Here is a 22,238-nt window from a genome sequence, read left to right as displayed (position 1 = left end):
CACGTGCGCGCCGGTGCCGGATCCCGTGCTGCCGCACCCCACGCAACAGGTCCTGCTCGGACACTTCGCCCACGACGCGTCGCAGCGCACGAGCCGTGCGGTGCTCGAAGCCGTCGAACGGGCGTTGGAGGGGCGGCCGCCATCGCTGCACCACGAGGACACCCGCTGACGCGCGTTCGATCCGCGGCGATAGGTCATCACCGCCGTGCTGCTGTGGACTTCCGTCGTCGAGGCCACGGTCCTGGCCGCCGCCTTCGTCGCGCTGCTGGTGCAGGTCGTCGCGGCCGTCCTGGCGGCGCGGATGATCGAGCGGGTCGCCGGGATGCAGGAAGCCGTTCCCGTCAGCGCGTGACCGCGCGGGTCAGCGCGCCGAACGCATGCCCCGCACCAGCAGCATGACCGACTCGCGCACCTCCGCCCGCGACCGCTCCGGCTGGAACACCTGCCAGTCGAGGGCGATCACGAGCAGCGTGCCGAACAGCGCCGCCGACGCCGTGCCCACCTCGACGCCCTCGGGCAGCCGACCGGCGTCGGACAGGCGCTTCATCTGGCCGCGCACGATCGACACGATGTCGTCGCGCAGCAGCGAGAGGGTGCCGTGCCACTGGCCCGGCGTGCGCCACAGCTCGGAGACCAGCAGCTGGCCGAACGCCGGGTACTCGGCCCAGAAGCCGAGCATCTCGTCGACCAGCGCCTCCAGCGAGTCGTCGGCGCTCTCGGCGGAGCGCAGCCGGCTCGCGAGGATCTCCACGCCGTGGTGCAGCAGCGCCTCGACCAGGGCGTCCTTCGACGCGAAGTTGTAGTAGATCGTGCCCTTGGCGACACCGGCCTCCGCGGCGATCTCGTCGACCGTCACCGAGGCCGCGCCGCGTTCGCCGACGAGCTTCAGCGCCGCGTCGAAGAGCTTCTGCTTCGTCGCCGTCGTCCGCGCGCTCACAGCACGAGCTCCGGCTTCAGCTTCGACACCGTCCACACCCGTTGCCTGTAGGCCGCCACGGACGTCAAGGCTAGGGCCCCGACCAGCCAGGCGAGAAGGATCAATGCGTCGTGGCCCACGATGCCGAGGTCACCGCCGTACATCAGGTGGCGCAGGCCGTCGACCGCGTAGCCCATCGGCAGGCCGTAGTGCAGCGGGTACAGCGGCACCGGGATCGTCTGCCACGGGAACGTGCCACCCGCGCTGACCAGCTGCAGGATCAGCAGGATCAGGCCGAGGAACTTGCCGACGGCGCCGAACGCGGCGTTGAGCGCGTGCAGAATCGCGACGAACGTCAGTGACATGAGCACAAGGAACCCGAACGTGCCGAGGGGGTTCGACGGCTCGATGTCCACGACGAACCGCACGACCGTGAACATCACGAGCACCTGCACGATGCCGAGCAACGCACCGGGCAGCCATCCGCCCAACGCCACGCGCAGAGCCGACTGACCCGCGGCGAGCGCACGGCGTGAGAGCGGCCGCAGCAGCAGGAAGAGCACGAACGCGCCGATCCACGTCGCCAGGCCGAGGAAGAACGGGGCGAGGCCCGCGCCGTACGTGGCGGCCTTCGTCTGGGACAGGCCGCGCACCGCCACCGGGTCGCCGATGGCCTGCGCGATCGCGGCCCGCGTCGGGTCGTCGGCGTTCGGGATCTTGTCCACGCCACCGGTGAGGCCGTCACGGAGCTGGGCGGAGCCGTCGGCGAGCTGGTTCGCGCCGTCCTTGAGCTTGGTGGTGCCGTCGACGGCCTTCTGCTCGCCGTCCCGCAGCTGCGCCGTGCCGTCCGCGAGCTTCGTCGCGCCCTCGTCGAGCTTGCCGACGCCGTCGACCAGAGCGGGCATCTTCGACGCGAGCAGCTCGGCGCCGTCGGCCACCTGGTCCGCGCCGTTCGAGAGCTTGCGCAGGTCGCCCGCCGCGCCCTGGACCTTGCCGTTGGCGTCGTCGACGGGCTTGCGGACCTGGCCGATCGTGGTGAGCACGCGCTGCACCTGGTCCTCGGTGAAGCCCAGGGCGCGCAACCGGGTCGCGATGTCGCCGTCGGCCTGGTCGAGCACGCCGACCAGCGCCTGCGCCTTCTTCGCGTACTCCTCGGCCTGGGTCGCCGCGGTCTCGTTGCCGTTCGCGACCTGACGCGCGCCACCCGCGAGCTGGCGGGTGCTGTCGGGCAGGACCGAGGTCTGCGACCGCAGCTGGTGCGTGCCGTCGCGGAGCTGCACGGCGCCGTTGGCCGCCTGCGTGGCGCCGTCGAGCAGCTGCCGCTGGCCGCTGTCGAGGTCGTTCACGCCGTTGCGCAGCTGCGCGGCGCCGTCGGCGAGCTTGGTCGCGCCGTCGGCCGCCTTGGTGGTCTCCTGGCGGATCGTGGAGAAGCCGAGCAGCAGCTTGTCGGCGGCCTCGGTGGAGACCTTGGCCGTCACCGCGCGGCGCACCTCGGACACGACCTGGTTCGCGATCGTGCTGCCGAGGTAGTTGTTGGCGTCGTTGGTCGTCAGCGTCAGCACGCCCTGGCGCGGCTTGTTCTGCTCCGCGGACGTGAGCGCCTCGGAGAAGTCCTCCGGCAGCGTCAGCGCGAAGACGTACTGGCCCTTGCGCACGCCCTCGTCGGCGTCGTCGACGACCTTCCAGTTGAACTTCCTGCCGTTGAGGAGCTCGTCCGAGACCTCCTTGCCGGCGTTGACGTCCTTGGCCCCTTTGTCCTTGACGACCAGCGCGGCGGGCACGTTGTCGAGGTTCGCGTACGGGTCCTTGTTGGCGTACAGGTACAGCGACGCGTACAGCAGGGGCACGAGCGCCAGCGCCAGGACGGCGAGCTTGGGGAGCTTGCCGGAGGTGATCCGGCGGAGCTCGTTGAAGGCCATGCGAAGGGCGCTCATGCGGTGATCTCCATCTTGCTGTCGTCGTTGTTGTCCTCACCAAGGCGCGCGTGCGGGATGTCGAGGATCTGGGCGGAGGTGTTCGAGCACAGGACGACGACGGCCCGATCGGGGGTCACGTGGTCGTGTGCCAGGGCGAACCACTCGCGCGGGTCGGGGTGGTAGCGGTCGGGGGAGTCGAGGATCAGCGTCGTGACGCCGGGGCGGGCGGCGGCCAGGCCGAGCAGCACCGAGCACCGCGTCCGCGCCGGCACGTTCTCGAACCGTTCGGAGGCGTGCTCGTCGGCGGCGTGCTCCACCAGCCAGTCGTGCACCGCCTTCTTGCCCGAGGGCATGCGGTTCATCGCGAGCTCCTCGCCGACGACCGCGGCCAGGCTGAGCGACTCCTCCGGCTCGTTCACCTCGGGGGCGTCGACGAGCACGACCTGCTTGCGCAACGTCCTCGCGTCCGGCGAGACCGCGCCCGTCGAGGGCTTCATGCGGCCGGAGAGCAGCAGGCCGAGCGCGGTGTGCCCGGTGCCGGGCTCGCCCGCCACCAGGGTCAGCTCGCCCGGCCGCACGGTCAGCGAGGTCGGCCGGAGCAGGGGACCATGAGCCCCGGTGACGCCTGCGCGGCTGGCGTGGATCTCCACGGCTTTACCCTCCATTTAAACTGACCGGTCAGTACAAATACTCCTCCAGGCAGGGGTGCTCTGCAACTCGGACATAGGTCACCTAAGGGCGGAGGCGGGGCGTACTTCCCAGACGGTCCACAGCGGCCGGTAGCCCTGACGCGGCCAGAACACGCTGCTCAGCGGGTTCGGCGGGTTGTAGTAGAGGTACGTGCCGACCGTGCCCATCCGGTGCAGCTCCTGGTGGACGTGCGCGACGAGCTGCTGGCCGATGCCCGAGCCGCGGGCGCCCGGCAGCACCGAGACGCAGTTCACGTACCCCCAGCGGCCGCGCGGGAGCCGCACCGCCGCGGCCGTGCCCGGTTCGGACGACACGATCGCGCACTCGGCCAGCGCCACCGCGATGCCGTCCCGTTCGGCGAGCCAGATCGGGCTGGCGTTGGCGAGGCGTTCGGCCAGCGCGTGCCGTTTGACCGCGGCGGCGTCCGGGCGCACGACCGTCGAGCCGACGGACGACGAGTACTCCAGCTCCGCGAGCGACAGCTCCAGCACCGGTTCGAGGTCGTGCGGGGTGGCGCGGCGGATCGTGAGCGTGCGGGGGAGCGGCGGCTGGGGAGCCCGCAGCCGGACGCCGAGCACGGACAGCGGCACCAGGCCGTGGTCGAGGAACGCGCGCGCCGCCACCGTGTCACGACTCGGCCAGTGCACGACGCACGCCGTGTCCTCGCCGATCTCCTGCGTGTCGAGGTGCTCGCGCCACCGGGTGAGGAGCGCGTCCATGCCCTGCGCGGTGCCCACCAGGGGCAGCAGCTCCCACACCTCCGCGGCCGACCACAGCCGGGTGATCGAGTGCGGCTCGAAGCTCTGGTGGCTGACGACCCCGGCGACGCGCGCGCCGTCCGGGAGCGCCGCCGTGACGACGTGCCCGTCCACCGGTGGTTCGGCGGCCGGCGGCAACAGGGGGTCCAGCGACGCGAAACGTGCTGACTGGGCCGCCACGAGTCCGCGTGCCGAGGTCATGCGCGTGAGGTTACGACGTCAGGCGGGTCCGGAAGATCGCGGTGCCGGGGAACAGCTTGCCGCGCAGGGGGCTCCACTGGCCCCAGTTGCGGGTGTGCCCGGCCGGCCACTCGGGCTCGACCAGGTCCTCGACGACGAACCCGGTGGCCGTGAGCGCGCGGACGTAGTCGCCGAGCGTGCGGTGGTGCTCGACGTAGGTGGCGCGGCCCTCGTCGTCGACCTCGACGTAGGGGGTGCGGTCGAAGTAGGACTGCGTGACCGTGAGGCCGAGCGGGCCGGGGTCGTCGGGGAAGATCCACCGCATCGGGTGATTCACCGCGAACACCCACCTCGCACCCGGCTTGAGCACGCGGGCCAGCTCGCCGAAGACCTCACCGACGTCCGCGACGAACGGCACGGCGCCGAACGCGGAGCAGGCGGCGTCGAAGCTCGCGTCCCGGAACGGCAGCTGGTCGGCGCTGGCCTGCACCAGGGGGACGTCGACACCGGTCTCGGCGTTGTGCTTGCGGGCGTGCCGGAGCATGCCCTCGGAGATGTCGAAGGCGGTGACTTCGGCGTGGTTGGCCTTGAGCCAGCGCGCGCACATCGCACTGCCGCAGCCGACCTCCAGAATGCGCTGACCAGCGACTTCGCCGAGGAACCGGGTGTCCTCCTCGCGCAGGCCCTCCGGGCACCAGACGAAGTCCGCCGCGCCCAGGAAGTCGCCGTGCGTCTCGTGGTAGTCGTCGGCGTCCGCGTCCCACCAGATCCGGTTCGCCAGGCGGGACTCCGCGGCGTCCGCTCCGCGCTTGACGATGCCGGTCGTGCCGAGCGCCTGCTCCGCGCTCGCGTGCTGGTTGGACACACCGCTCCTTCACATGGGGGCTGGTTTGCTTGCGGGTCTCGCGGCCGCGTACGATATCGCGTGCGTAGTGGGTTAGCGCTGCCCATGATCCAGAAACTGTTCGGAGCCAAGGTTTCCGGGTCGCTGCGCGCGCACCACCACCAGCCAATCGATGCCAATCCGTACCGGAGCCACCTACCTAATGTCCACCGACACCACCACCGCCCCCGTTGCCGCTGCGCCGAAGCAGGTCGCGATCAACGACATCGGGACGGAGGAGGACTTCCTCGCAGCTATCGACAAGACGATCAAGTACTTCAACGACGGCGACATCGTTGAGGGCACGATCGTCAAGGTCGACCGGGACGAGGTCCTGCTCGACATCGGCTACAAGACCGAGGGCGTCATCCCCTCGCGCGAACTGTCGATCAAGCACGACGTCGACCCCAACGAGGTTGTCAAGGTTGGTGACGAGGTCGAGGCGCTTGTTCTCCAGAAGGAGGACAAGGAAGGCCGCCTGATCCTCTCCAAGAAGCGCGCCCAGTACGAGCGCGCGTGGGGCACCATCGAGGCCCTCAAGGAGAAGGACGAGCCCGTCAAGGGCACGGTCATCGAGGTCGTCAAGGGTGGTCTCATCCTCGACATCGGCCTCCGCGGCTTCCTCCCCGCCTCGCTCGTCGAGATGCGTCGCGTCCGCGACCTCCAGCCGTACGTCGGCCGCGAGCTCGAGGCGAAGATCATCGAGCTGGACAAGAACCGCAACAACGTGGTCCTGTCCCGCCGCGCGTGGCTCGAGCAGACCCAGTCCGAGGTCCGCAGCGAGTTCCTCAACCAGCTGCAGAAGGGCCAGGTCCGCAAGGGCGTCGTGTCCTCGATCGTCAACTTCGGTGCCTTCGTGGACCTGGGTGGCGTCGACGGTCTCGTCCACGTCTCGGAGCTGTCCTGGAAGCACATCGACCACCCGTCCGAGGTCGTCGAGGTCGGTCAGGAAGTCACGGTCGAGGTCCTCGACGTCGACATGGAGCGCGAGCGCGTCTCCCTGTCGCTGAAGGCGACCCAGGAAGACCCGTGGCGCCAGTTCGCCCGCACCCACGCGATCGGTCAGATCGTGCCGGGCAAGGTCACGAAGCTGGTTCCGTTCGGTGCGTTCGTCCGCGTGGACGAGGGCATCGAGGGCCTGGTCCACATCTCCGAGCTGGCCGAGCGCCACGTCGAGATCCCGGAGCAGGTCGTGCAGGTCGGCGACGACGTCATGGTCAAGGTCATCGACATCGACCTCGACCGTCGCCGGATCTCGCTGTCGCTCAAGCAGGCCAACGAGGGCTTCACGGTCGACTCCGAGTTCGACCCGACCCAGTACGGCATGGCCGCCGAGTACGACGACCAGGGCAACTACATCTACCCCGAGGGCTTCGACCCGGAGTCGCAGGAGTGGGGCGAGGGCTTCGACAAGCAGCGTGAGGAGTGGGAGCGCCAGTACGCCGAGGCGCACACTCGTTACGAGGCCCACATGAAGCAGATCCGCAAGGCCGCCGAGGCCGAGGAAGAGGCGACGGCGGAGGGTGCGGGCAACTACACCTCCGGTGGCGACACCTCGGGCACCACCTCGGTCGGCGCCCCGGCCCAGTCCGGTGGCACGCTCGCCTCCGACGAGCAGCTCGCGGCTCTCCGCGAGAAGCTGTCGGGCGGCATGTGAGTCCGGCCTAGCCAGACGCTCTGAGAAAGGCCCCCGCGCTCCGGCGCGGGGGCCTTTCGCGTGTCCCGGATCCGTTGACGTGACACTTCGCCCGCCCGCGCTCAGCCCGCTCCGGCGACACGCCACCGCTCACCCGTTCACTCTGTGGTGGAGGCCGAACCTCGTTGTGTAGGTTGACAAACCTATGCGTGGGAACAGGATCTTCGTCGCGCTCGGCGCGGTCGCGTTGTCGGTCTGCGGTTGTGCGGGTACCGGGCCGCAGACACAGGCGCCGCCGCCCCAGATTCCGAAGATCACGCCGCCGACCACGCCGTCGCGGGTGCCGCTGATGGTGGACCGGCCGCTGCCCGACGACTGCGAGCTCGTCGTGCCGGCCGAGGTCATGAACGCCACCACCGGGCAGGAGATGCCCGGCGAGCCGCGGATCATCATCGGCGTCAAGGAACCGGGGATCGGCAAGACCGGCAAGGTCGACTGCTACTACGGCATCCCCGAGAAGAAGGGCCTCACCGAGGCGAAGATCGTCATCGGCCTGTCGACCTACACGGACGAGGCCACGGCGCGCACGCGGGTCGCCGAGAGCGTCGAGGCCGAGCGCGGTGAAGGGGCCAAGATCACCGAGGTCGACGTCGGCAAGCAGAAGGGCACGCTGGTCGAGGGCAAGGACGAGCAGCTGCTGATCGGGTCGCTCGGCAAGTCGACGTTCGTCGTGCGCAACCGCAACAACTTCATCCCCGCCGACAAGCTCGTCGCGATCCTGCCCGTACTCGCCCAGCAGTCGATGACGCCGCCCGTCTAACCTGGGCCGCATGCTCAGGGTGGGGTTGACCGGCGGGATCGGGTCCGGGAAGTCGACTGTCGCGAAGCTCCTCGCGGAGCGCGGTGCCATCGTCGTCGACGCGGACAAGCTCGCACGCGAGGTGCTGGAACCCGGTACCGAGGGACTCGCGGAGGTCGTGAAGGCCTTCGGCGCGGACGTCCTGCACGACGACGGCACGCTCGACCGGGCCGCGCTGGCCGCCAAGGCGTTCGCCACCGAGGAGGCCCGGCAGACGCTCAACGGCATCACGCACCCGCGCATCGGGGCGCTCACCGGGCAGCGGATGGCCGAGGCGCCCGAGGACGCGATCGTCGTGCACGACATCCCATTGCTGGTGGAGCGCGACATCGCCGCTGTCTACCACTTGGTGGTCGTGGTGTACGCGGACACCGAGACGCGGCTGGGGCGGCTGGTCGGCAGCCGGGGGATGGACCGCCAGGACGCCGAGAAGCGGATCGCCGCCCAGGCCACCGACGAGCAACGGCGGGCCGTCGCGGACGTGTGGCTCGACAACAGCGGCGAGGTCCCGGACGTCTCGGCGTTGTGGGACCGGCTGGTGGGCTTCGAGAAGAACGTGCGGACGCAGACTTACGCGTCCGGGTCGCCCGTGGTCGTGCCCTACGACGAGACGTGGCCCGCGCAGGCGCAGCGGATCGCCCGGCGGATCAGCCTGGCCGCGGGCGGTCGGCGGGTGGAGCACATCGGGTCGACGTCCGTGCCCGGTCTGGCAGCCAAGGACGTGCTCGACTTCCAGCTCGCCGTCGAGGACATGGACGCCGCCGACTCGGTGCGCGAGGCGTTGGGACAGGCCGGTTTCCCGTACGCGGGGCCGCTCGTGGACACGCCGCGCGGCGAGGGGAGCTGGGACAAGCGGCTGCACGCCGGCGCCGACCCCGGGCGGCGGGTGCACCTGCACCTGCGCGTCGAGGGCGCGGCGAACTGGCGGTGGGCGGCCGACTTCCGCGACTGGCTGCGCGGCGACGTCGAGGCGCGGGACGAGTACGCGGCGCTCAAACTGGAGCTGTCGGAGCGGTTCGCGGCAGAGACCGACGGGTTCGCCTACAGCGAGGCGAAGGAGCCGTGGATGGCGGCGGCCGCGGCGCGCGTCGAGGCCTACAGGGGCGGCCAGGAGTCGTAGATGCCGTGCCACGTCAGCCACGACGTCAGGTTGTGGTTGACGTTGCTCAGCTCTTCGAGGGCGCGGTGGACGGTGCGCAGCGCCTGGTCGGCGTCGCCGGGGCGCAGCACGCGGCCCGCCACGGCGGCGGCGAACTCCTCGGTGCGCACGATGCGGGGCGTCGAGCCGCCGTGGATCGCCAGGCCCAGCAACAGGTCCGTGGTGCGCCAGTGGCGGTTGTCGCACTCCACCCGCACCGCGGACAGGATGCTCGGGCTGCTGCGCGAGTGGCGCGAGCGGCCGCGGTGGGTCGTGAGGCGCAGCCCCAGGTCCGGCATCAGCCAGGTGAACTCGGCGTCCGAGAAGGGGTCCTCGGGAGTGGGTTGCTCGATCCGCAGGCCCCAGCGCTCGACCTCGCACAGATCGAGTGTCCGTGTGCCGCCGGACGAGTACGCACGGACACCCGACCAGGTGTCGACGACATCGACGAGCTGAGGTGTAGTGACCGCTCCCACGGCGCCGAGGGTAGTCACACATATGCTGCCAGTTACACGCTGGACTGATTTGTTACGTCACGGTCAGGTGACGACTACGCTGCGTATATCAACGCCAGGTCGTGGGACAACCCGAATAGGCGAGCCAACGCACCACATCGTGACCGTGCGCTGAAATTCCGGACACCGCCGAGTAGGTGGTCTCCAATGCTCGTTGCGCGCGTTCCGGAGAAAGCAGCTTCTGCTGCATTGCCGCTATCAGTTCGTCGGTGTCGAGAACCGTCACGCTGCGACCCGTCCGGACTATCAGGTCGAGGTAGAGATCCGTCGTCTTCCAGACGCTGCCGATCGCGTTGATCTCCACGACGTCGACGTAGAAGTCGAAGTCGAGCTCGTGACCGGGGTGCCACGACTGGCGCGTGACGCGCAGGCCGAGCTTCGGCAGGAACCAGCTCTCGAAGTGGCTGATCTTCGGATGTCCCGCGAGCGGGCGGAACATGTACAGGCCCGCGGGCGTGAGCCGGAACTCGTCGACGCTGCGCAGCTGCCCCTTCGGATCGGTGTTGCTCTTGGCGTCCAGGTCGAAGTACTCGATCTTCGGCGGATGGATGTGGGCCACGTCCGCGATACTGCCATCGCCGGGGCGTCCGGCCACTTAGGATTCCGCGCATGTTCGGGATCATCCGCCCCTGCCGCAACAGGATGGGCGCTGAGCTGCGGTCCGCGTGGCTCGCCCACCTCTGCGGGATGTGCCTGTCGTTGCGCGACGAGCACGGCCACCTCGCCCGCCTCGTCACCAACTACGACGGGCTGCTGGTCTCTGCCGCCGTCGAGGCGCAGTCCGAGGTGTCGCGGCGGACCGCCGGCCCGTGCGCGTTGCGCGGCATGAAGTCCGCGGACGTGGCCATCGGGTCGGGGGCGCGGCTGGCGGCGTCGGTGTCGCTGGTGCTGGCGTCGCTGAAGATCCACGACCACGTGGACGACGGCGACGGCCTGGCCGGCCGGATGGGGTGGGCGGGCCGCAAGGTGGCGCGGCGCTGGGAGGCCAAGGGCCTCGGAACGGCGTCCGACCTGGGGTTCGACGCGTCGGTGATGGTCGACTCGGTGCGGCGGCAGTCCCTCGTCGAGGCCTCCGCCGGACTCGGCAGCTCGGTGCTCGTGGTGACGGAGCCGACGGAGACCGCGACGGCGTTCGCGATGGCGCAGACGGCGCTCCTCGCGGGCCGGCCCGGCAACGCGGAGCCGCTGCGCGAGGTCGGGCGGCTGTTCGGGCGGGTCGCGCACCTGGTCGACGCCGTGGAGGACCTGGAGGAGGACCGCGCGGCCGGGGCGTGGAACCCGCTGACCGCCACCGGCACGTCGGTCGAGGAGGCGCACCGGCTCTGCCGGGACGCGCTGACCGGCATCCGGCTCGCGTTGCGCGACGTCGAGTTCACCGACTCGCGGCTGGTGCACAAGCTGCTGGTGCACGAGCTGGAGGAGTCGGTCGTCCGGGCGTTCGGCCGCCGCAAGCACCGCGACCCCCACAAGCCGACGTGGTCGAACCCGGGCAGCGGGCTGTGGGCGTACCCGAAGCTCAACTGGCAGCCGCAGCCGCGCGGGTGCTTCACCGGGTGCGGTGCGTTCCTGTACCAGTGCGGGACGTGCCAGTTCTGCTGCCGCGACCCGTTCCCCGGCCCGTGGAGCGACAAGCGCCGCGACGGGTGCGACGGCGACTGCGGCCCGAACTGCGACTGCAACGACTGCGACTGCTGCTGTTGCCCCTGCGACTAGGGCTCTGACCAGCCGTAATCTGAAATTGTCAGACCTGCGGCGTACCGTGCTTCCCGTGGCATTCGCAACCGAGCTCCCGTCCGAGGAGAGCACCGTCAAGGCGCACTCCGAGCACCGTCCCGTCGGCGACATCGTGCGCACCGACGGGCAGTTCCGCGTCGTCAGCGAGTACCAGCCGGCGGGCGACCAGCCGGCGGCCATCGCCGACCTGGAACGGCGCGTGCGCTCGGGCGAGCGCGACGTGGTGCTGCTGGGCGCCACCGGTACGGGCAAGTCGGCGACCACGGCGTGGCTGGTCGAGAAGCTGCAGCGCCCCACGCTCGTCATGGCGCCGAACAAGACGCTGGCCGCGCAGCTGGCGAACGAGCTGAAGGAGCTCTTCCCGCACAACGCGGTCGAGTACTTCGTCAGCTACTACGACTACTACCAGCCCGAGGCGTACATCCCGCAGACGGACACGTACATCGAGAAGGACTCCTCGATCAACGAGGACGTCGAGCGCCTGCGCCACTCGGCCACCATGTCGCTGCTCACCCGGCGCGACGTCATCGTGGTCGCCTCGGTCTCGTGCATCTACGGCCTGGGCACCCCCCAGTCCTACCTCGACCGCTCGATCCCGCTGGAGACGGGCGTGGAGGTCGACCGCGACGCGTTCCTGCGCCTGCTGGTCGACGTCCAGTACACCCGCAACGACATGTCGTTCACCCGCGGCTCGTTCCGCGTGCGCGGCGACACGGTCGAGATCATCCCGTCCTACGAGGAGCTCGCGATCCGCGTCGAGTTCTTCGGCGACGAGATCGACAAGCTCTACTACCTGCACCCGCTCACGGGCGACGTGGTGCGCGAGGTGAGCGAGCTGCGCATCTTCCCGGCGACGCACTACGTGGCGGGCCCAGAGCGGATGGAACGCGCGATCCGCGACATCGAGGCCGAGCTGGAGACCACGCTCGCCCAGATGGAACGCCAGGGCAAGCTCCTGGAGGCCCAGCGCCTGCGCATGCGCACGTCCTACGACATCGAGATGATGCGGCAGGTCGGCTTCTGCAACGGCATCGAGAACTACTCCCGCCACATCGACGGCCGCGGCGCCGGCACCGCGCCCGCCACCCTGCTCGACTACTTCCCCGACGACTTCCTGATGGTGATCGACGAGTCGCACGTGACGGTCCCGCAGATCGGCGGCATGTACGAGGGCGACGCCTCCCGCAAGCGCAACCTGGTGGAGCACGGCTTCCGCCTGCCGTCGGCGCTGGACAACCGCCCACTCACGTGGGAGGAGTTCGCCGACCGCATCGGCCAGGTCGTCTACCTGTCCGCGACCCCCGGCCCGTACGAGCTGGGCCAGTCCGGCGGCGAGTTCGTCGAGCAGGTCATCCGCCCGACCGGCCTGGTCGACCCGGAGGTCGTCGTGAAGCCGACCGAGGGCCAGATCGACGACCTGGTCCACTCCATCCGCGAACGGGCGGAGCGCGACGAGCGCGTCCTGGTCACCACGCTGACCAAGAAGATGGCGGAGGACCTCACCGACTACCTGCTCGAGCTGGGCATCCGCGTCCGCTACCTGCACTCCGAGGTGGATACGCTGCGCCGCGTCGAGCTGCTGCGCCAGCTGCGCCTCGGCGAGTTCGACGTGCTGATCGGCATCAACCTGCTCCGCGAGGGCCTCGACCTCCCCGAGGTGTCGCTGGTGGCGATCCTCGACGCGGACAAGGAGGGCTTCCTGCGCTCCGGCACCTCGCTCGTGCAGACCATCGGCCGTGCCGCCCGCAACGTGTCCGGTGAGGTCCACATGTACGCGGACAAGATCACCGACTCGATGCGGCACGCGATCGAGGAGACGAACCGGCGGCGCGAGAAGCAGGTTGCCTACAACACCGCTCGCGGGATCGATCCGCAGCCGCTGCGGAAGAAGATCACCGACATCCTGGAGGCGGTGTACTCCGAGATCGAGGACGAGGTTCCGGTCGGGGGGTCCGGGCGGAACCAGTCGCGTGGGAAGCGGGCCACCGGGGAGGGTGGGCGGTCCTCCGGGGTTGTTGCGTCTCATGAGCGGGCTGGGATGGCCCGGTCCGAGCTCGCTGATCTGGTGCAGTCGTTGACCGATCAGATGATGAACGCTGCTCGGGATCTGCAGTTCGAGTTGGCTGCTCGGTTGCGGGATGAGATCCAGGACTTGAAGAAGGAGTTGCGGGGGATGGACGCGGCTGGGGTCAAGTGATCTTGGGGGCGTCGACGCTCTGATTGTGGGGGCTCCGCCCCCACACCCCCGGCACTCCCAAAGGAGCCGTGGCCAGCGCCGCACGTAGGTAGATGGCACGCCTGTTTCGTTGGGCGGCTTGCTGTTGCGCTGTTGGTTGCGTTTGCGGTGGTGGCTCCCCCGTCTAGCGATCCAGAGCGGGCCACACGCGAGAAGGGGTGTCAACTCGACGAAGAGCGTGTCGAGTTGACACCCCTTCTCGCGCGCGGCAAGTGCTGAGGAGCGCTAGACGGGGGAGCCACCACCGCGCCTCGCTGTGCTCGGGACTGCTCGGCTGCGCCATCGCTTGGGCTCGCCTTCGGCATCGCGGTTGCTCGCCTTCGGCATCGCGATGGGGTGCGTCTGGCGGGCTTCGGAGCCGCAGCGTCACTGTCGGCCGTGCTTGTGTGCTTGCGTTCGGCGTTGGCCGTGTTGCTCTGTGTGTGTCCTTTGTGTCATGTCTCGTTTTGTCTGTCGCTTACGGTGAGTTGGGCGTGTGCGGTGAGTAGCGTTTTTGTGCCTAAGCCCATGTTTTGCCGCTCGTAAATCCCCCTCTGGGGTGAGATGTCGGCTGACACCTTTCGTCACGGCGCAAGTTGGCCATGATCGCACGGTGGATGTGGACTCCCACCTCGCCGCGGTGGAGCAGGCGCTGATCGCTATGCGGCGCAGTCAGTCACGTCGAGCGCTCGCCGAGCTTGCCGTTCCGGCGTTCGACGTGCTCGATGTCGTCGAGGCTGCTGAACGGTCCGGTGCTCAGGCGACTGTCTCCAGTGTGGCCTCGGCCTTGCACGTCGATCAGCCTCGTGCCAGCAAGCTCGTCACCAGTGCCGTGGACTCCGGGCTGGTGTCGCGGGTCGCGGACAAGGCGGACGGGCGGCGGGTGTTGCTCGTGCGGACGCCTCGGGGGCGGGCCACGTCGGCTGAGCTGCACCGGGCCCGGCAGGCCGCCTGTGCCACCGCCATGGCCGACTGGAGTGAGGAGGAGCGGGCGTTGTTCGCCGATCTGCTCACTCGTTTCGTCGGTGTGTTCGGCGGGCGATAATCCTCTTGTGACACTGGACGAGTTGATCGCCTACTGCGCCGGCAAGCCCGGTGCGGAGGAGACGTACCCGTGGGGCGACGCCGAGCTGGTGTGCAAGGTGGGCGGGAAGGCGTTCGCCTTCATCGGGCTCGACGGGCACACCGTCGGGCTCAAGTGCGGGGCCGACGCCGAGGCCGCCGCGCCCTGGCGTGAGCGCTTTCCCGGGGACGTGACGGTCAGCGGGTACGTCGGGCGCTACGGGTGGAACACGGTCGCGCTCAAGGGATCCGTGCCGGACGACGACCTGCTGGAGCTGGTCGACTCCTCCTACGAGGCCGTCGTCGCGCGGTTGCCCAAGCGCAAGCGGCCCGTCTAGCGGTCCTCCGGCTGCAGGATGCCGAAGATGTTGCCCTCGGTGTCCCTGTAGTAGGCGAGCAGGCCCACGCCGGGCATCTTGTCCTTGGGCAGCGCCACGGTGCCGCCGTTGACCTCGATGGCCGCGATGGTGGCGTCGACGTCGGGCACGCTGATCGTCATGACGAAGCCGTGGACGGGCGCGTCGGCCGCCGGGGGCGGGCCCTGGCGCGGCAGCAGGCCGCCGTTGACGCCCGCCTGGTCGTCCTCGCCGGTCACGATCGTCCAGTAGGGGATGTCGCCCCACTGCTCGATCTTCCAGCCGAAGACCGAGGTGTAGAAGCGCCGCGCGCGATCGGGATCTGCGGCGTGGATCTCGAAGTGCACAGGACGGAACATGGCACCGGACGCTACTCCGGACAGTGGTTGTCCGCATTGGTCTCTACGGTCGTCCCATGGCAATCGGAATCCAGGTCACCATGGACGCCGCGGACCCCGGCAAGCTGGCAGCCTTCTGGGCGGACGCGCTCGGGTACGTGGTGCAGCCGCCGCCTCCCGGCTTCGAGTCGTGGGAGGACTTCGCCGTCAAGAACGGCATCCCGTTCGAGTCGGTCAACGACTACTCGGCGATCATCGACCCCGAGGGCAAGGGGCCGCGGTTCTTCTTCCAGCGCGTGCCGGAGGGCAAGACCGCGAAAAACCGCCTCCACCTCGACGTGAACGCCGGGCTGGAGGCGGTTGACCGGCTCGTCGGCCTCGGGGCGAGGAAGGTCCAGGAGTTCCACGACTCCAAGGGCCACTGGGTCGTGATGCTCGACCCCGAGGGCAACGAGTTCTGCGTGCAGTGACCTAGCTGGTCACGTCCTTCGTCTTGAACTGGCGGGCCGCGAGCAGCGTGAAGACGCCGCCGAAGACCAGCGCGGAGAGCGTTCCGCGGGCCATCTGCGACCAGTCGATGTCCGTCGAGAGCAGGTCGACCCACGCCATCGAGTAGTGCGTCGGCAGGTAGTTGCGCAGGTCCCCGAGCGGCTCGATCTGGTCGAGGATCTGCGACAGGATCGACACCAGCACCGTGCCGCCGACCGCGCCGAGGGGCGCGTCGGTGGTCACGGACAGGAACAGCGCGAGGCCCGCCACCCAGAACAGGTTGATGGCGATGTAGCAGACCGCCAGCGCCACGGCGAGCACGCCGTCGCTGAACGGGGCCGCCTCGCCCGTGGGGCTCACGACCTCGCCCGCGCCGTACCAGGCCAGGCCGACGCCCAGCGCCACCGCGGGGAGCAGGGCCAGGGCGAAGACGCTGAGGATGCCCGACGAGATCGCCTTCTGCCGCAGCAGCCGGTGCCGCGGGATCGGGGCGGCCAGCAGGTACTTGAGGCTCGACCAGGACGCCTCGGACGCGATCGTGTCGCCGAAGAACAGCGCCACGATCATCGGCAGCAGGAAGCTGCCGCTCACGAACAGCGTCAGCACCACGAAGTTGATGCCGCTGGCGGTCGCGAGGTCCACGAAGCCGCCGGAGCGGCGGTTCGGGTCGGACTGACCGATCTCGAAGCTCAGCGCCAGGATGAACGGCAGCAGCACCAGGAAGCCCAGCACGAGCTGGGTCCGGCGGCGGCGGATCTGCCGTTGCAGCTCCACGCCGATCGGGAGGGTGCGGCGCGCCTTGTAGCCCGCCGCGGACCCGTCCGGCGCCACCCTCGTGCGCTGCTGCGCGGCCGCCTCGGTGATGTCCGTGAGCGCGCCGGGGTCGGTGTGGACGTCGTGCTCGTTCACCGGTTCACCTCCAGCCTGGGTGCCTTCGTGCGGTTCGGGTTCGCGGTCATGACGGTCCTGATCACGGGCGGCTGCTCCGCGATCTCGTCCGCCACGCCGAGGCCGGCCTCTTCCAGCGCCTCGAGCGCCGCCGGGTCCGGGGCGTCCGCCGTGGCGGACGCCGCTGCCTTCAGGAAGTCATTCACCGACCAGCTCCAGGAACGCGTCTTCCAGCCTGCGGCGCGGGCCCGCCTGGTCCACCGCCACACCGGCGGCGACCAGCGCCGACAGTGCGGTGGCGCGCGGGACGCCGTTCAACGACGCGTGCACGGCGTCCTCGTCCTCGTGCACGTCGTGCACGCCTTCGAGGCCCCGCAGGACGTCGGCCGCCTTCGACGGGGAGTCGACGCGGAACGTCGCCTCGCCACCGCCCGCCGCGATGTCACCGACCTCGCCCGCTGCCACGAGCTGGCCCTTGTGCATCACGACCACGTGCGAACAGGTCTGCTCCACCTCGGCCAGCAGGTGCGACGACACCAGCACCGTGCGGCCCGCCGCGGCGTAGCGGCGCAGGACCTCGCGCATCTGGTGGATCTGGGGCGGGTCGAGACCGTTGGTCGGTTCGTCGAGGATCAGCAGGTCCGGGAGACCGAGCATCGCCTGGGCGATCGCGAGCCGCTGGCGCATGCCCTGGCTGTACGTGCGCACCCGGCGGTGCACCGCGTCGCCGAGACCCGCGATCTCCAGCGCCTCCTCGACGTGCGCCTCCTCCACCGGACGGCCGGTCGCCGCCCAGTAGAGCTTCAGGTTCGCGGCGCCGGAGAGGTGCGGCAGGAAGCCGGAACCCTCGACGAACGAGCCGATGCGCGACAGCACGGGCGCACCCGGCGTCACCTTGTGGCCGAAGACCCGGATGTGTCCCTCGGACGGGTGAATCAGACCCATGACCATGCGCAGGGTCGTGGTCTTGCCGGCGCCGTTGGGGCCGAGCAGACCGAGGACCATGCCGTGCTCGACCCGGAACGACAGGTCCTTCACGGCGGTCAGGCCGCCGGGGTAGGACTTGGTCAGGTTCGAGATGACCAGCGGGACGTCCGCGAGGTCCGGGTCCGAGTCCTGCGCCATGCGGCGGCGGAACAGGGCGATGACGCCCGACCCGATCAGCACCAGCAGCGCGATCGCGATGCCCCACAGGACGCCCGTCGGGAAGCCCTCGGTCACGTTGCGGCCGGGCACCACGGGCACCGAGAGCTCGTCGGAGGCCAGCGAGATGCGGTACGCGGCGGGCTGCTCGGCGTTCGCGAACGCCTGGTCGGTCGTCGACACCACCAGCGCCAGCTTGTGCTCGGACTCCACCGGCCGCACGGCGCCCGGCAGCGTCACCGTCACCTCGGCCGCCGACCCGTCCGGGGGCAGCGCCACGCGGAACGGGGCGACGATCGACCCCGGCAGCGTGCGGGTGCCGTCCTTGGAGACGTCGTAGAGCTTCGCGAACAGGATCGCCTCGCCGGAGCTCTGGTCACCGCGCGCGACGCGCAGCTTGACCGTCGACGACCCGGTCAGCAGCACCTGCGAGGTCAGTTCCTCCGACGTGAACACCGCGGCCTGGCCGGGCATGTCGAGCGCCAGCCGCGACGAGATGGCCGACGACCGCGACAGCGCCGAGCCGAGGCCGGGGAGGTTGCTGATCGCCGCCGGGTTGCCGCCCGCCGGGTTCACCGCGACCTGCTCGCGTCCGCTCAGCTTCAGCGTCTTGCGCTCGGTGGTCGAACCGCCGGTGAGGCCGGGGTAGGACGGTGCGACGACAGTGCGCAGCGAGGGCTGGCCGCTGGAGCGGAACGCGCCCTGCACCGTGTACTCGAAGCCGGTGCCGGGGTCGGTGCCCTTGCCGCGCAGGTGGAAGTCCATCCAGTCGGCGATCTCGCCGCGCAGCGCCGTGCCGGGGTTGCCGCCGTCGTGGCCGCCCGCGTACCAGACCATCTTGACCTGGCCGCCGGCCGCGGCGATCTGGCGCGCGGTCGCGTCGGACTGGTCGAGGCCGAACAGGGTGTCCTGCTCGCCCTGCACCAGCATCGCCGGCTGCTTGATCTGGTCGGTCACGGCGACCGGGGACGACTTGCGCAGCAGGTCGAGCGTCTGCTGCGACGCACGGCCCGTCGTCGCGACCTCCGTGTAGGCGGCGCACACCTCGGGCGTGAAGCGGCCGCACGCGCCGAGGGACGGCGTCGGCGGCTGGAGGCCCTGGGCACCCGAGTTGCCACCCGGCTGCTGCGCCGGGGCCTGCACGGAGTTCTGGTTCGACTCCCGCTGGCCCTGCTCGGGCGCGTCACCCGTGGGGGACGAGAGGTCGATCGACGTCATGCCCGCCGAGAAGAAGATGCCGGCCCACGACCGCTTGAAGACGCCGTCCTCGCCGAACGCCGTGGCGGACGGGGTGGCGTCCGCGCGCGGCGTCGCGAGGGCCGAGTTCGGCAGCAGCGCCTGCGCGAGGTCGTTGTAGGTGATGACCGGGACGATGGTGTCGACGCGCTTGTCGACGCCGGCGAGCAGCAGTGAGAGCGCACCGCCGTACGACGCGCCCGTCACCCCCACGCGCGGGTCGCCGCCGCTGTCCTTCTGCACTTCGTCACGTGTGCCGAGGAAGTCGAGCAGCTTCTGCGCGTCGCGGACCTCGCGGTCGAGCGAGTTGAGCGCGATCTGGCCCGTGCTGCGGCCGAAGCCGCGCGCGGACCACGTCAGGACGACGAAGCCGCGGCGGGCGAACTCCTCGGCCTGCGTGTGCACGCTGCGGAGGCTGCCGCCGAAGCCGTGCGCGAGCATGATCGCGGGCGCGGGCGTCTGCTGGGGGAGGTAGAGGCGGGTCTCGATCGTCACCGTCTGAGCGCTGTCAGGGCTCTCGGGTGCGTCGATGTTCGCTTCTTTGAAGGCGACGGGCGCGGGGTCGTCCCCGGATCGAGTGAAGTACACGCCGCCTGCGACGAGGGCGAGTACCACGATCAATGCGGGGATCGTCCACCTGCCGCGAAGGCGGGAGAGGCGGGACACAGCGATGACGATATGCGAGTTTTGCTGAGAACGACCTGTCGGGACCCGGTCGCGGTCTCAGCATGTATCGATCTTCAGCCGTGCTTCAGGTCGAGCGGGTCCGGCTCCTGACGACAGCCGTTCTTATTCCCGTAATCCCTGGTTGCGTGCGTCTGATCACCCCGTGTGGCGCAAACCGGGCATGGTGGAGCACAATCATCCACGCAGCATGGAGGGGAGTACTCCCTAAGCGGCGGTGTCGTCAGTACGGAGCTCGGCGTGGAGCTCCCGGTGCCGTCGGTCGTTCGAGAGATCATCTCGGCGGCGGAGGAGACCTCCGGGTTCATTTGGCGTGCGCTGAGAACTCCGGAGGTTGGGTTGTGAACGTCCCCGCATGGTTGTGGATCGCGACGATCGGTGGTCTGCTCGTTCTGCTCGCTGTGGACCTCGTGATCGTCGATCGAAAGCCCCATGAGGTGACGATCGGTGAAGCCGCGCGCTGGGTGGTCTTCTACGTCGCGGTGGCCGCTCTCTTCGGTCTCGGTCTCTGGTACTTCTCCGGCGGGCAGTACGCCACGGAGTTCTTCGCCGGGTACATCACCGAGTACTCGCTGAGCGTCGACAACCTGTTCATCTTCTTGATCATCATGACGACGTTCAAGGTGCCCGCGATCCACCAGCACAAGGTGCTGCTGATCGGCATCCTGATCGCGCTCGTGATGCGCGGCATCTTCATCGCGGCGGGCGCGGCGCTCATCAGCCAGTTCAGCTGGGTCTTCTTCATCTTCGGCGCGTTCCTCATCTACACCGGCTGGCAGCTGGCGCGGGAGAACCACGACGAGGAGGAGGAGTACAAGGAGAACCTGATGCTCCGCATGGTGCGCAAGGTTTTCCCGGTGACCGACGACTTCCACGAAGCCAAGTCGTTCATCAAGATCGACGGCAAGCGCTACGTGACCCCGATGTTCATCGTGATGGTCGCGATCGGCTCCACCGACCTGCTCTTCGCGCTCGACTCGATCCCCGCGATCTTCGGCCTCACCAAGGAGCCGTTCCTGGTGTTCACGGCCAACGCGTTCGCGCTGATGGGCCTGCGCCAGCTGTACTTCCTGCTCGGCGGCCTGCTGGAGAAGCTGGTCTACCTCTCGATCGGCCTGGCGGTGATCCTCGGCTTCATCGGCGTCAAGCTGATCCTGGAAGCCCTGCACACCAACAACCTGCCGTTCCTCAACGGCGGCGAGCCGTACCACGTGCCGACCATCGGCATCGAGGTCTCGCTGTCGGTGATCGTCGGCGTCCTGGCGATCACCACCGTCGCCAGCCTGCTGAAGGTGAAGCGCCACCCGGAGGCCGCGAAGCACATCGGTGCGGACGCGCACCACTAGGACTGTCCCGCGAAGTGGCCCGTGTCCGTCGACGCGGGCCACTTCTCGTTTCAGAGGACGGGAACGCCGTTCTGGTAGACGGCGCGGACCGCCTGCTTGAGCGTTCCGGCCTTGACGTGCTGCTCGGCGTCGCCCTCCACGAGCACGAGGTCGGCGAGCTTGCCCGGCGCGAGCTCGCCGAGGTCGTCGCCGAGGCGCATGAGCTGAGCGGCGGACGTGGTGGTCGCGTGGATCGCCTCGGCGGGGGACATGCCGTACTCGGTCATCAGCGTGAGCTCGGTCAGGTTGTCGCCGTGCGGGCCGACGCCGGAGTCGGTGCCCATCGCGATCCTCACCCCGGCCTGGTGGGCCTTCTGGAACGACTGGAAGTGCTGCGCGACGACGGTCTTCGCCTTCTCCAGCACGACGTCGGAGATCGCCGCTCCCGCCGCGGCCTGGTCGAGGACCATGCGCGGGGCCATCAGCGTCGGCACGAGCCACGTGCCGTTCTTGAGCATCTCCTCGACTCCCTCGTCGGTGAGGAAGACGCCGTGCTCGATGGAGCGCACCCCGTTGCGCACGGCCGTGAGGATGCCGTCGCCGCTCATTGCGTGCGACATGACCGCGATGCCCGCGGCGTTGGCCTCCTGCACGATCATCGCGATCTCCTCGTCGCGGAAGTGCGCGTGCCGCGGGTTGCTGCGCGGCGACATCACGCCGCCGCTCGACGCGATCTTGATGATGTCGGCGCCGTGGCGGACCAGCGTGCGGATGACCTTGCGGAGCTCCTCGGGGCCGTCGGCGACGGTGTTCGGGAGGCCGGGGTGCAGCGGCGGGGAGATGTGCGCGCCGCACTGCATCCAGTCGTCGTTGTGGCCGCCGGTCTGCGAGACCATGTTGACCGCGATCTGCATGCGCGGACCCTGGACCAGGCCGCGTCGCACGGCCTCCGCGACACCGAGGTCGGCGCCGAGCGCGTCGCGGACCGTGGTGATGCCGCACTGGAGTGTCGCCCTCATGTTCCCGATGGCCTCGTAGAACGGCAGCGAGAACGGCGTGGTCAGCGACCGCACCAGGTCGGCGCCGCTGAACATGAAGTGCACGTGGCAGTCGAACAGTCCCGGCAGGATCGTGTGGCCGGTCGCGTCGACCGCCGTGTCGCCGTCGAGTCCGGTGCCCACGTCGACGATGCGGTCGCCCTCGACCACCACGTCGCCGGGCTCCGTCGTCGAGCCGGTGAAGACCCTGCCCCCAGAGAACACGATGCGCGTCATACG

22 protein-coding genes are annotated in these 22,238 nt (G+C 69.6%); 10 read left to right on the top strand and 12 right to left on the bottom strand.

Annotated features, from left to right (window positions below):
* Positions 1–205: 205 nt before the first annotated feature.
* Entirely contained in the window at positions 206–352 is a 147-nt protein-coding gene (locus VF330_RS27000; RefSeq protein ID WP_330854482.1) for a hypothetical protein, read from the top strand.
* Positions 353–361: 9 nt separating this feature from the next.
* Here VF330_RS27000 and VF330_RS26995 read toward each other — a convergent pair whose 3' ends face one another.
* The 5 genes from VF330_RS26995 to VF330_RS26975 all read right to left on the bottom strand — a co-directional run bounded on the left by VF330_RS26995 (position 362) and on the right by VF330_RS26975 (position 5,325).
* Positions 362–937 carry a TetR/AcrR family transcriptional regulator gene (locus VF330_RS26995; RefSeq protein ID WP_330854481.1) on the bottom strand — a complete coding sequence of 192 codons (576 nt, stop codon included), beginning with the start codon at positions 935–937 and terminating at the stop codon, positions 362–364.
* Positions 934–2,850, bottom strand: a complete 1,917-nt coding sequence (locus tag VF330_RS26990) for a YhgE/Pip domain-containing protein (protein WP_330854480.1) — start codon at positions 2,848–2,850, stop codon at positions 934–936. Before VF330_RS26990 ends, VF330_RS26995 begins: the two co-directional genes overlap by 4 nt.
* Positions 2,847–3,482 (bottom strand): ABC transporter ATP-binding protein, encoded by a 636-nt coding sequence (locus VF330_RS26985; protein ID WP_330854479.1) that lies wholly within the window; start codon positions 3,480–3,482, stop codon positions 2,847–2,849. Before VF330_RS26985 ends, VF330_RS26990 begins: the two co-directional genes overlap by 4 nt.
* Before the next feature lie 78 nt (positions 3,483–3,560).
* Entirely contained in the window at positions 3,561–4,481 is a 921-nt protein-coding gene (locus tag VF330_RS26980) for a GNAT family N-acetyltransferase (protein WP_330854478.1), read from the bottom strand.
* Positions 4,482–4,491: 10 nt separating this feature from the next.
* Positions 4,492–5,325 carry a class I SAM-dependent methyltransferase gene (locus tag VF330_RS26975; protein ID WP_330854477.1) on the bottom strand — a complete coding sequence of 278 codons (834 nt, stop codon included), beginning with the start codon at positions 5,323–5,325 and terminating at the stop codon, positions 4,492–4,494.
* Positions 5,326–5,506: 181 nt separating this feature from the next.
* Between VF330_RS26975 and rpsA the strand changes: the two genes are divergently transcribed.
* The 3 genes from rpsA to coaE all read left to right on the top strand — a co-directional run bounded on the left by rpsA (position 5,507) and on the right by coaE (position 8,958).
* Positions 5,507–7,000: a 30S ribosomal protein S1 gene (gene rpsA / locus VF330_RS26970; RefSeq protein ID WP_330854476.1), complete on the top strand. Its 1,494-nt coding sequence runs from the start codon at positions 5,507–5,509 to the stop codon at positions 6,998–7,000.
* Positions 7,001–7,184: 184 nt separating this feature from the next.
* A complete protein-coding gene (locus VF330_RS26965) occupies positions 7,185–7,799 on the top strand; it encodes a hypothetical protein (RefSeq protein ID WP_330854475.1) in 615 nt (204 codons plus the stop codon).
* A 10-nt stretch (positions 7,800–7,809) separates the two neighbouring features.
* Complete coding sequence (coaE, locus tag VF330_RS26960; protein WP_330854474.1) at positions 7,810–8,958, top strand: dephospho-CoA kinase; 1,149 nt, start codon at positions 7,810–7,812, stop codon at positions 8,956–8,958.
* Here the strand turns inward: coaE and VF330_RS26955 are convergent.
* Both VF330_RS26955 and VF330_RS26950 read right to left on the bottom strand, forming a co-directional pair.
* Positions 8,934–9,452, bottom strand: coding sequence for a hypothetical protein (locus VF330_RS26955; protein ID WP_330854473.1), 519 nt, complete (start codon positions 9,450–9,452; stop codon positions 8,934–8,936). The two genes, coaE and VF330_RS26955, sit on opposite strands and share 25 nt — an antisense overlap.
* An 88-nt stretch (positions 9,453–9,540) precedes the next feature.
* Entirely contained in the window at positions 9,541–10,050 is a 510-nt protein-coding gene (locus VF330_RS26950) for a DUF402 domain-containing protein (protein WP_330854472.1), read from the bottom strand.
* A 50-nt stretch (positions 10,051–10,100) separates the two neighbouring features.
* On the opposite strand from VF330_RS26950, the gene VF330_RS26945 reads away from it, so the two are divergent.
* The 4 genes from VF330_RS26945 (at position 10,101) to VF330_RS26930 (ending at position 14,840) form a co-directional block, all read left to right on the top strand.
* Positions 10,101–11,204 carry a DUF5685 family protein gene (locus VF330_RS26945; protein ID WP_330854471.1) on the top strand — a complete coding sequence of 368 codons (1,104 nt, stop codon included), beginning with the start codon at positions 10,101–10,103 and terminating at the stop codon, positions 11,202–11,204.
* A 55-nt stretch (positions 11,205–11,259) separates the two neighbouring features.
* Positions 11,260–13,422, top strand: a complete 2,163-nt coding sequence (uvrB, locus tag VF330_RS26940; protein WP_330854470.1) for an excinuclease ABC subunit UvrB — start codon at positions 11,260–11,262, stop codon at positions 13,420–13,422.
* A gap of 631 nt (positions 13,423–14,053) precedes the next feature.
* Entirely contained in the window at positions 14,054–14,485 is a 432-nt protein-coding gene (locus tag VF330_RS26935; protein ID WP_330854469.1) for a MarR family winged helix-turn-helix transcriptional regulator, read from the top strand.
* A 7-nt stretch (positions 14,486–14,492) separates the two neighbouring features.
* Positions 14,493–14,840 carry an MmcQ/YjbR family DNA-binding protein gene (locus VF330_RS26930; protein ID WP_330854468.1) on the top strand — a complete coding sequence of 116 codons (348 nt, stop codon included), beginning with the start codon at positions 14,493–14,495 and terminating at the stop codon, positions 14,838–14,840.
* On the opposite strand, the gene VF330_RS26925 is transcribed toward VF330_RS26930, so the two are convergent.
* Entirely contained in the window at positions 14,837–15,217 is a 381-nt protein-coding gene (locus VF330_RS26925) for a VOC family protein (RefSeq protein ID WP_330854467.1), read from the bottom strand. The two genes, VF330_RS26930 and VF330_RS26925, sit on opposite strands and share 4 nt — an antisense overlap.
* A gap of 56 nt (positions 15,218–15,273) precedes the next feature.
* On the opposite strand from VF330_RS26925, the gene VF330_RS26920 reads away from it, so the two are divergent.
* Complete coding sequence (locus VF330_RS26920; RefSeq protein ID WP_330854466.1) at positions 15,274–15,666, top strand: VOC family protein; 393 nt, start codon at positions 15,274–15,276, stop codon at positions 15,664–15,666.
* Position 15,667: 1 nt separating this feature from the next.
* On the opposite strand, the gene VF330_RS26915 is transcribed toward VF330_RS26920, so the two are convergent.
* The 3 genes from VF330_RS26915 to VF330_RS26905 are packed head-to-tail and all read right to left on the bottom strand — an operon-like array spanning position 15,668 to position 19,618.
* Complete coding sequence (locus VF330_RS26915) at positions 15,668–16,594, bottom strand: ABC transporter permease (protein ID WP_330854465.1); 927 nt, start codon at positions 16,592–16,594, stop codon at positions 15,668–15,670.
* Positions 16,591–16,779: a hypothetical protein gene (locus tag VF330_RS26910; RefSeq protein WP_330854464.1), complete on the bottom strand. Its 189-nt coding sequence runs from the start codon at positions 16,777–16,779 to the stop codon at positions 16,591–16,593. Before VF330_RS26910 ends, VF330_RS26915 begins: the two co-directional genes overlap by 4 nt.
* Positions 16,772–19,618 (bottom strand): alpha/beta fold hydrolase, encoded by a 2,847-nt coding sequence (locus tag VF330_RS26905; RefSeq protein ID WP_330854463.1) that lies wholly within the window; start codon positions 19,616–19,618, stop codon positions 16,772–16,774. Before VF330_RS26905 ends, VF330_RS26910 begins: the two co-directional genes overlap by 8 nt.
* A 359-nt stretch (positions 19,619–19,977) precedes the next feature.
* On the opposite strand from VF330_RS26905, the gene VF330_RS26900 reads away from it, so the two are divergent.
* Entirely contained in the window at positions 19,978–20,982 is a 1,005-nt protein-coding gene (locus tag VF330_RS26900) for a TerC family protein (protein ID WP_330854462.1), read from the top strand.
* A 50-nt stretch (positions 20,983–21,032) separates the two neighbouring features.
* Here the strand turns inward: VF330_RS26900 and VF330_RS26895 are convergent, their stop codons facing one another.
* Positions 21,033–22,235, bottom strand: a complete 1,203-nt coding sequence (locus VF330_RS26895; protein WP_330854461.1) for an amidohydrolase family protein — start codon at positions 22,233–22,235, stop codon at positions 21,033–21,035.
* Positions 22,236–22,238 lie beyond the last annotated feature (3 nt).

Source organism: Lentzea sp., from assembly GCF_036380075.1.
Classification (GTDB): Bacteria; Actinomycetota; Actinomycetes; order Mycobacteriales; family Pseudonocardiaceae; genus Lentzea.
This window is presented reverse-complemented; position numbering and strand designations above follow the sequence as displayed.

Coding starts and splice junctions, on each gene's coding strand:
- VF330_RS26990 (WP_330854480.1), bottom strand. CDS start 2,850: ATGAGCGCCCTTCGCATGGCCTTCAACGAGCTCCGCCGGATCACCTCC.
- VF330_RS26980 (WP_330854478.1), bottom strand. CDS start 4,481: ATGACCTCGGCACGCGGACTCGTGGCGGCCCAGTCAGCACGTTTCGCG.
- rpsA (WP_330854476.1), top strand. CDS start 5,507: ATGTCCACCGACACCACCACCGCCCCCGTTGCCGCTGCGCCGAAGCAG.
- VF330_RS26965 (WP_330854475.1), top strand. CDS start 7,185: ATGCGTGGGAACAGGATCTTCGTCGCGCTCGGCGCGGTCGCGTTGTCG.
- coaE (WP_330854474.1), top strand. CDS start 7,810: ATGCTCAGGGTGGGGTTGACCGGCGGGATCGGGTCCGGGAAGTCGACT.
- VF330_RS26945 (WP_330854471.1), top strand. CDS start 10,101: ATGTTCGGGATCATCCGCCCCTGCCGCAACAGGATGGGCGCTGAGCTG.
- VF330_RS26925 (WP_330854467.1), bottom strand. CDS start 15,217: ATGTTCCGTCCTGTGCACTTCGAGATCCACGCCGCAGATCCCGATCGC.
- VF330_RS26920 (WP_330854466.1), top strand. CDS start 15,274: ATGGCAATCGGAATCCAGGTCACCATGGACGCCGCGGACCCCGGCAAG.
- VF330_RS26895 (WP_330854461.1), bottom strand. CDS start 22,235: ATGACGCGCATCGTGTTCTCTGGGGGCAGGGTCTTCACCGGCTCGACG.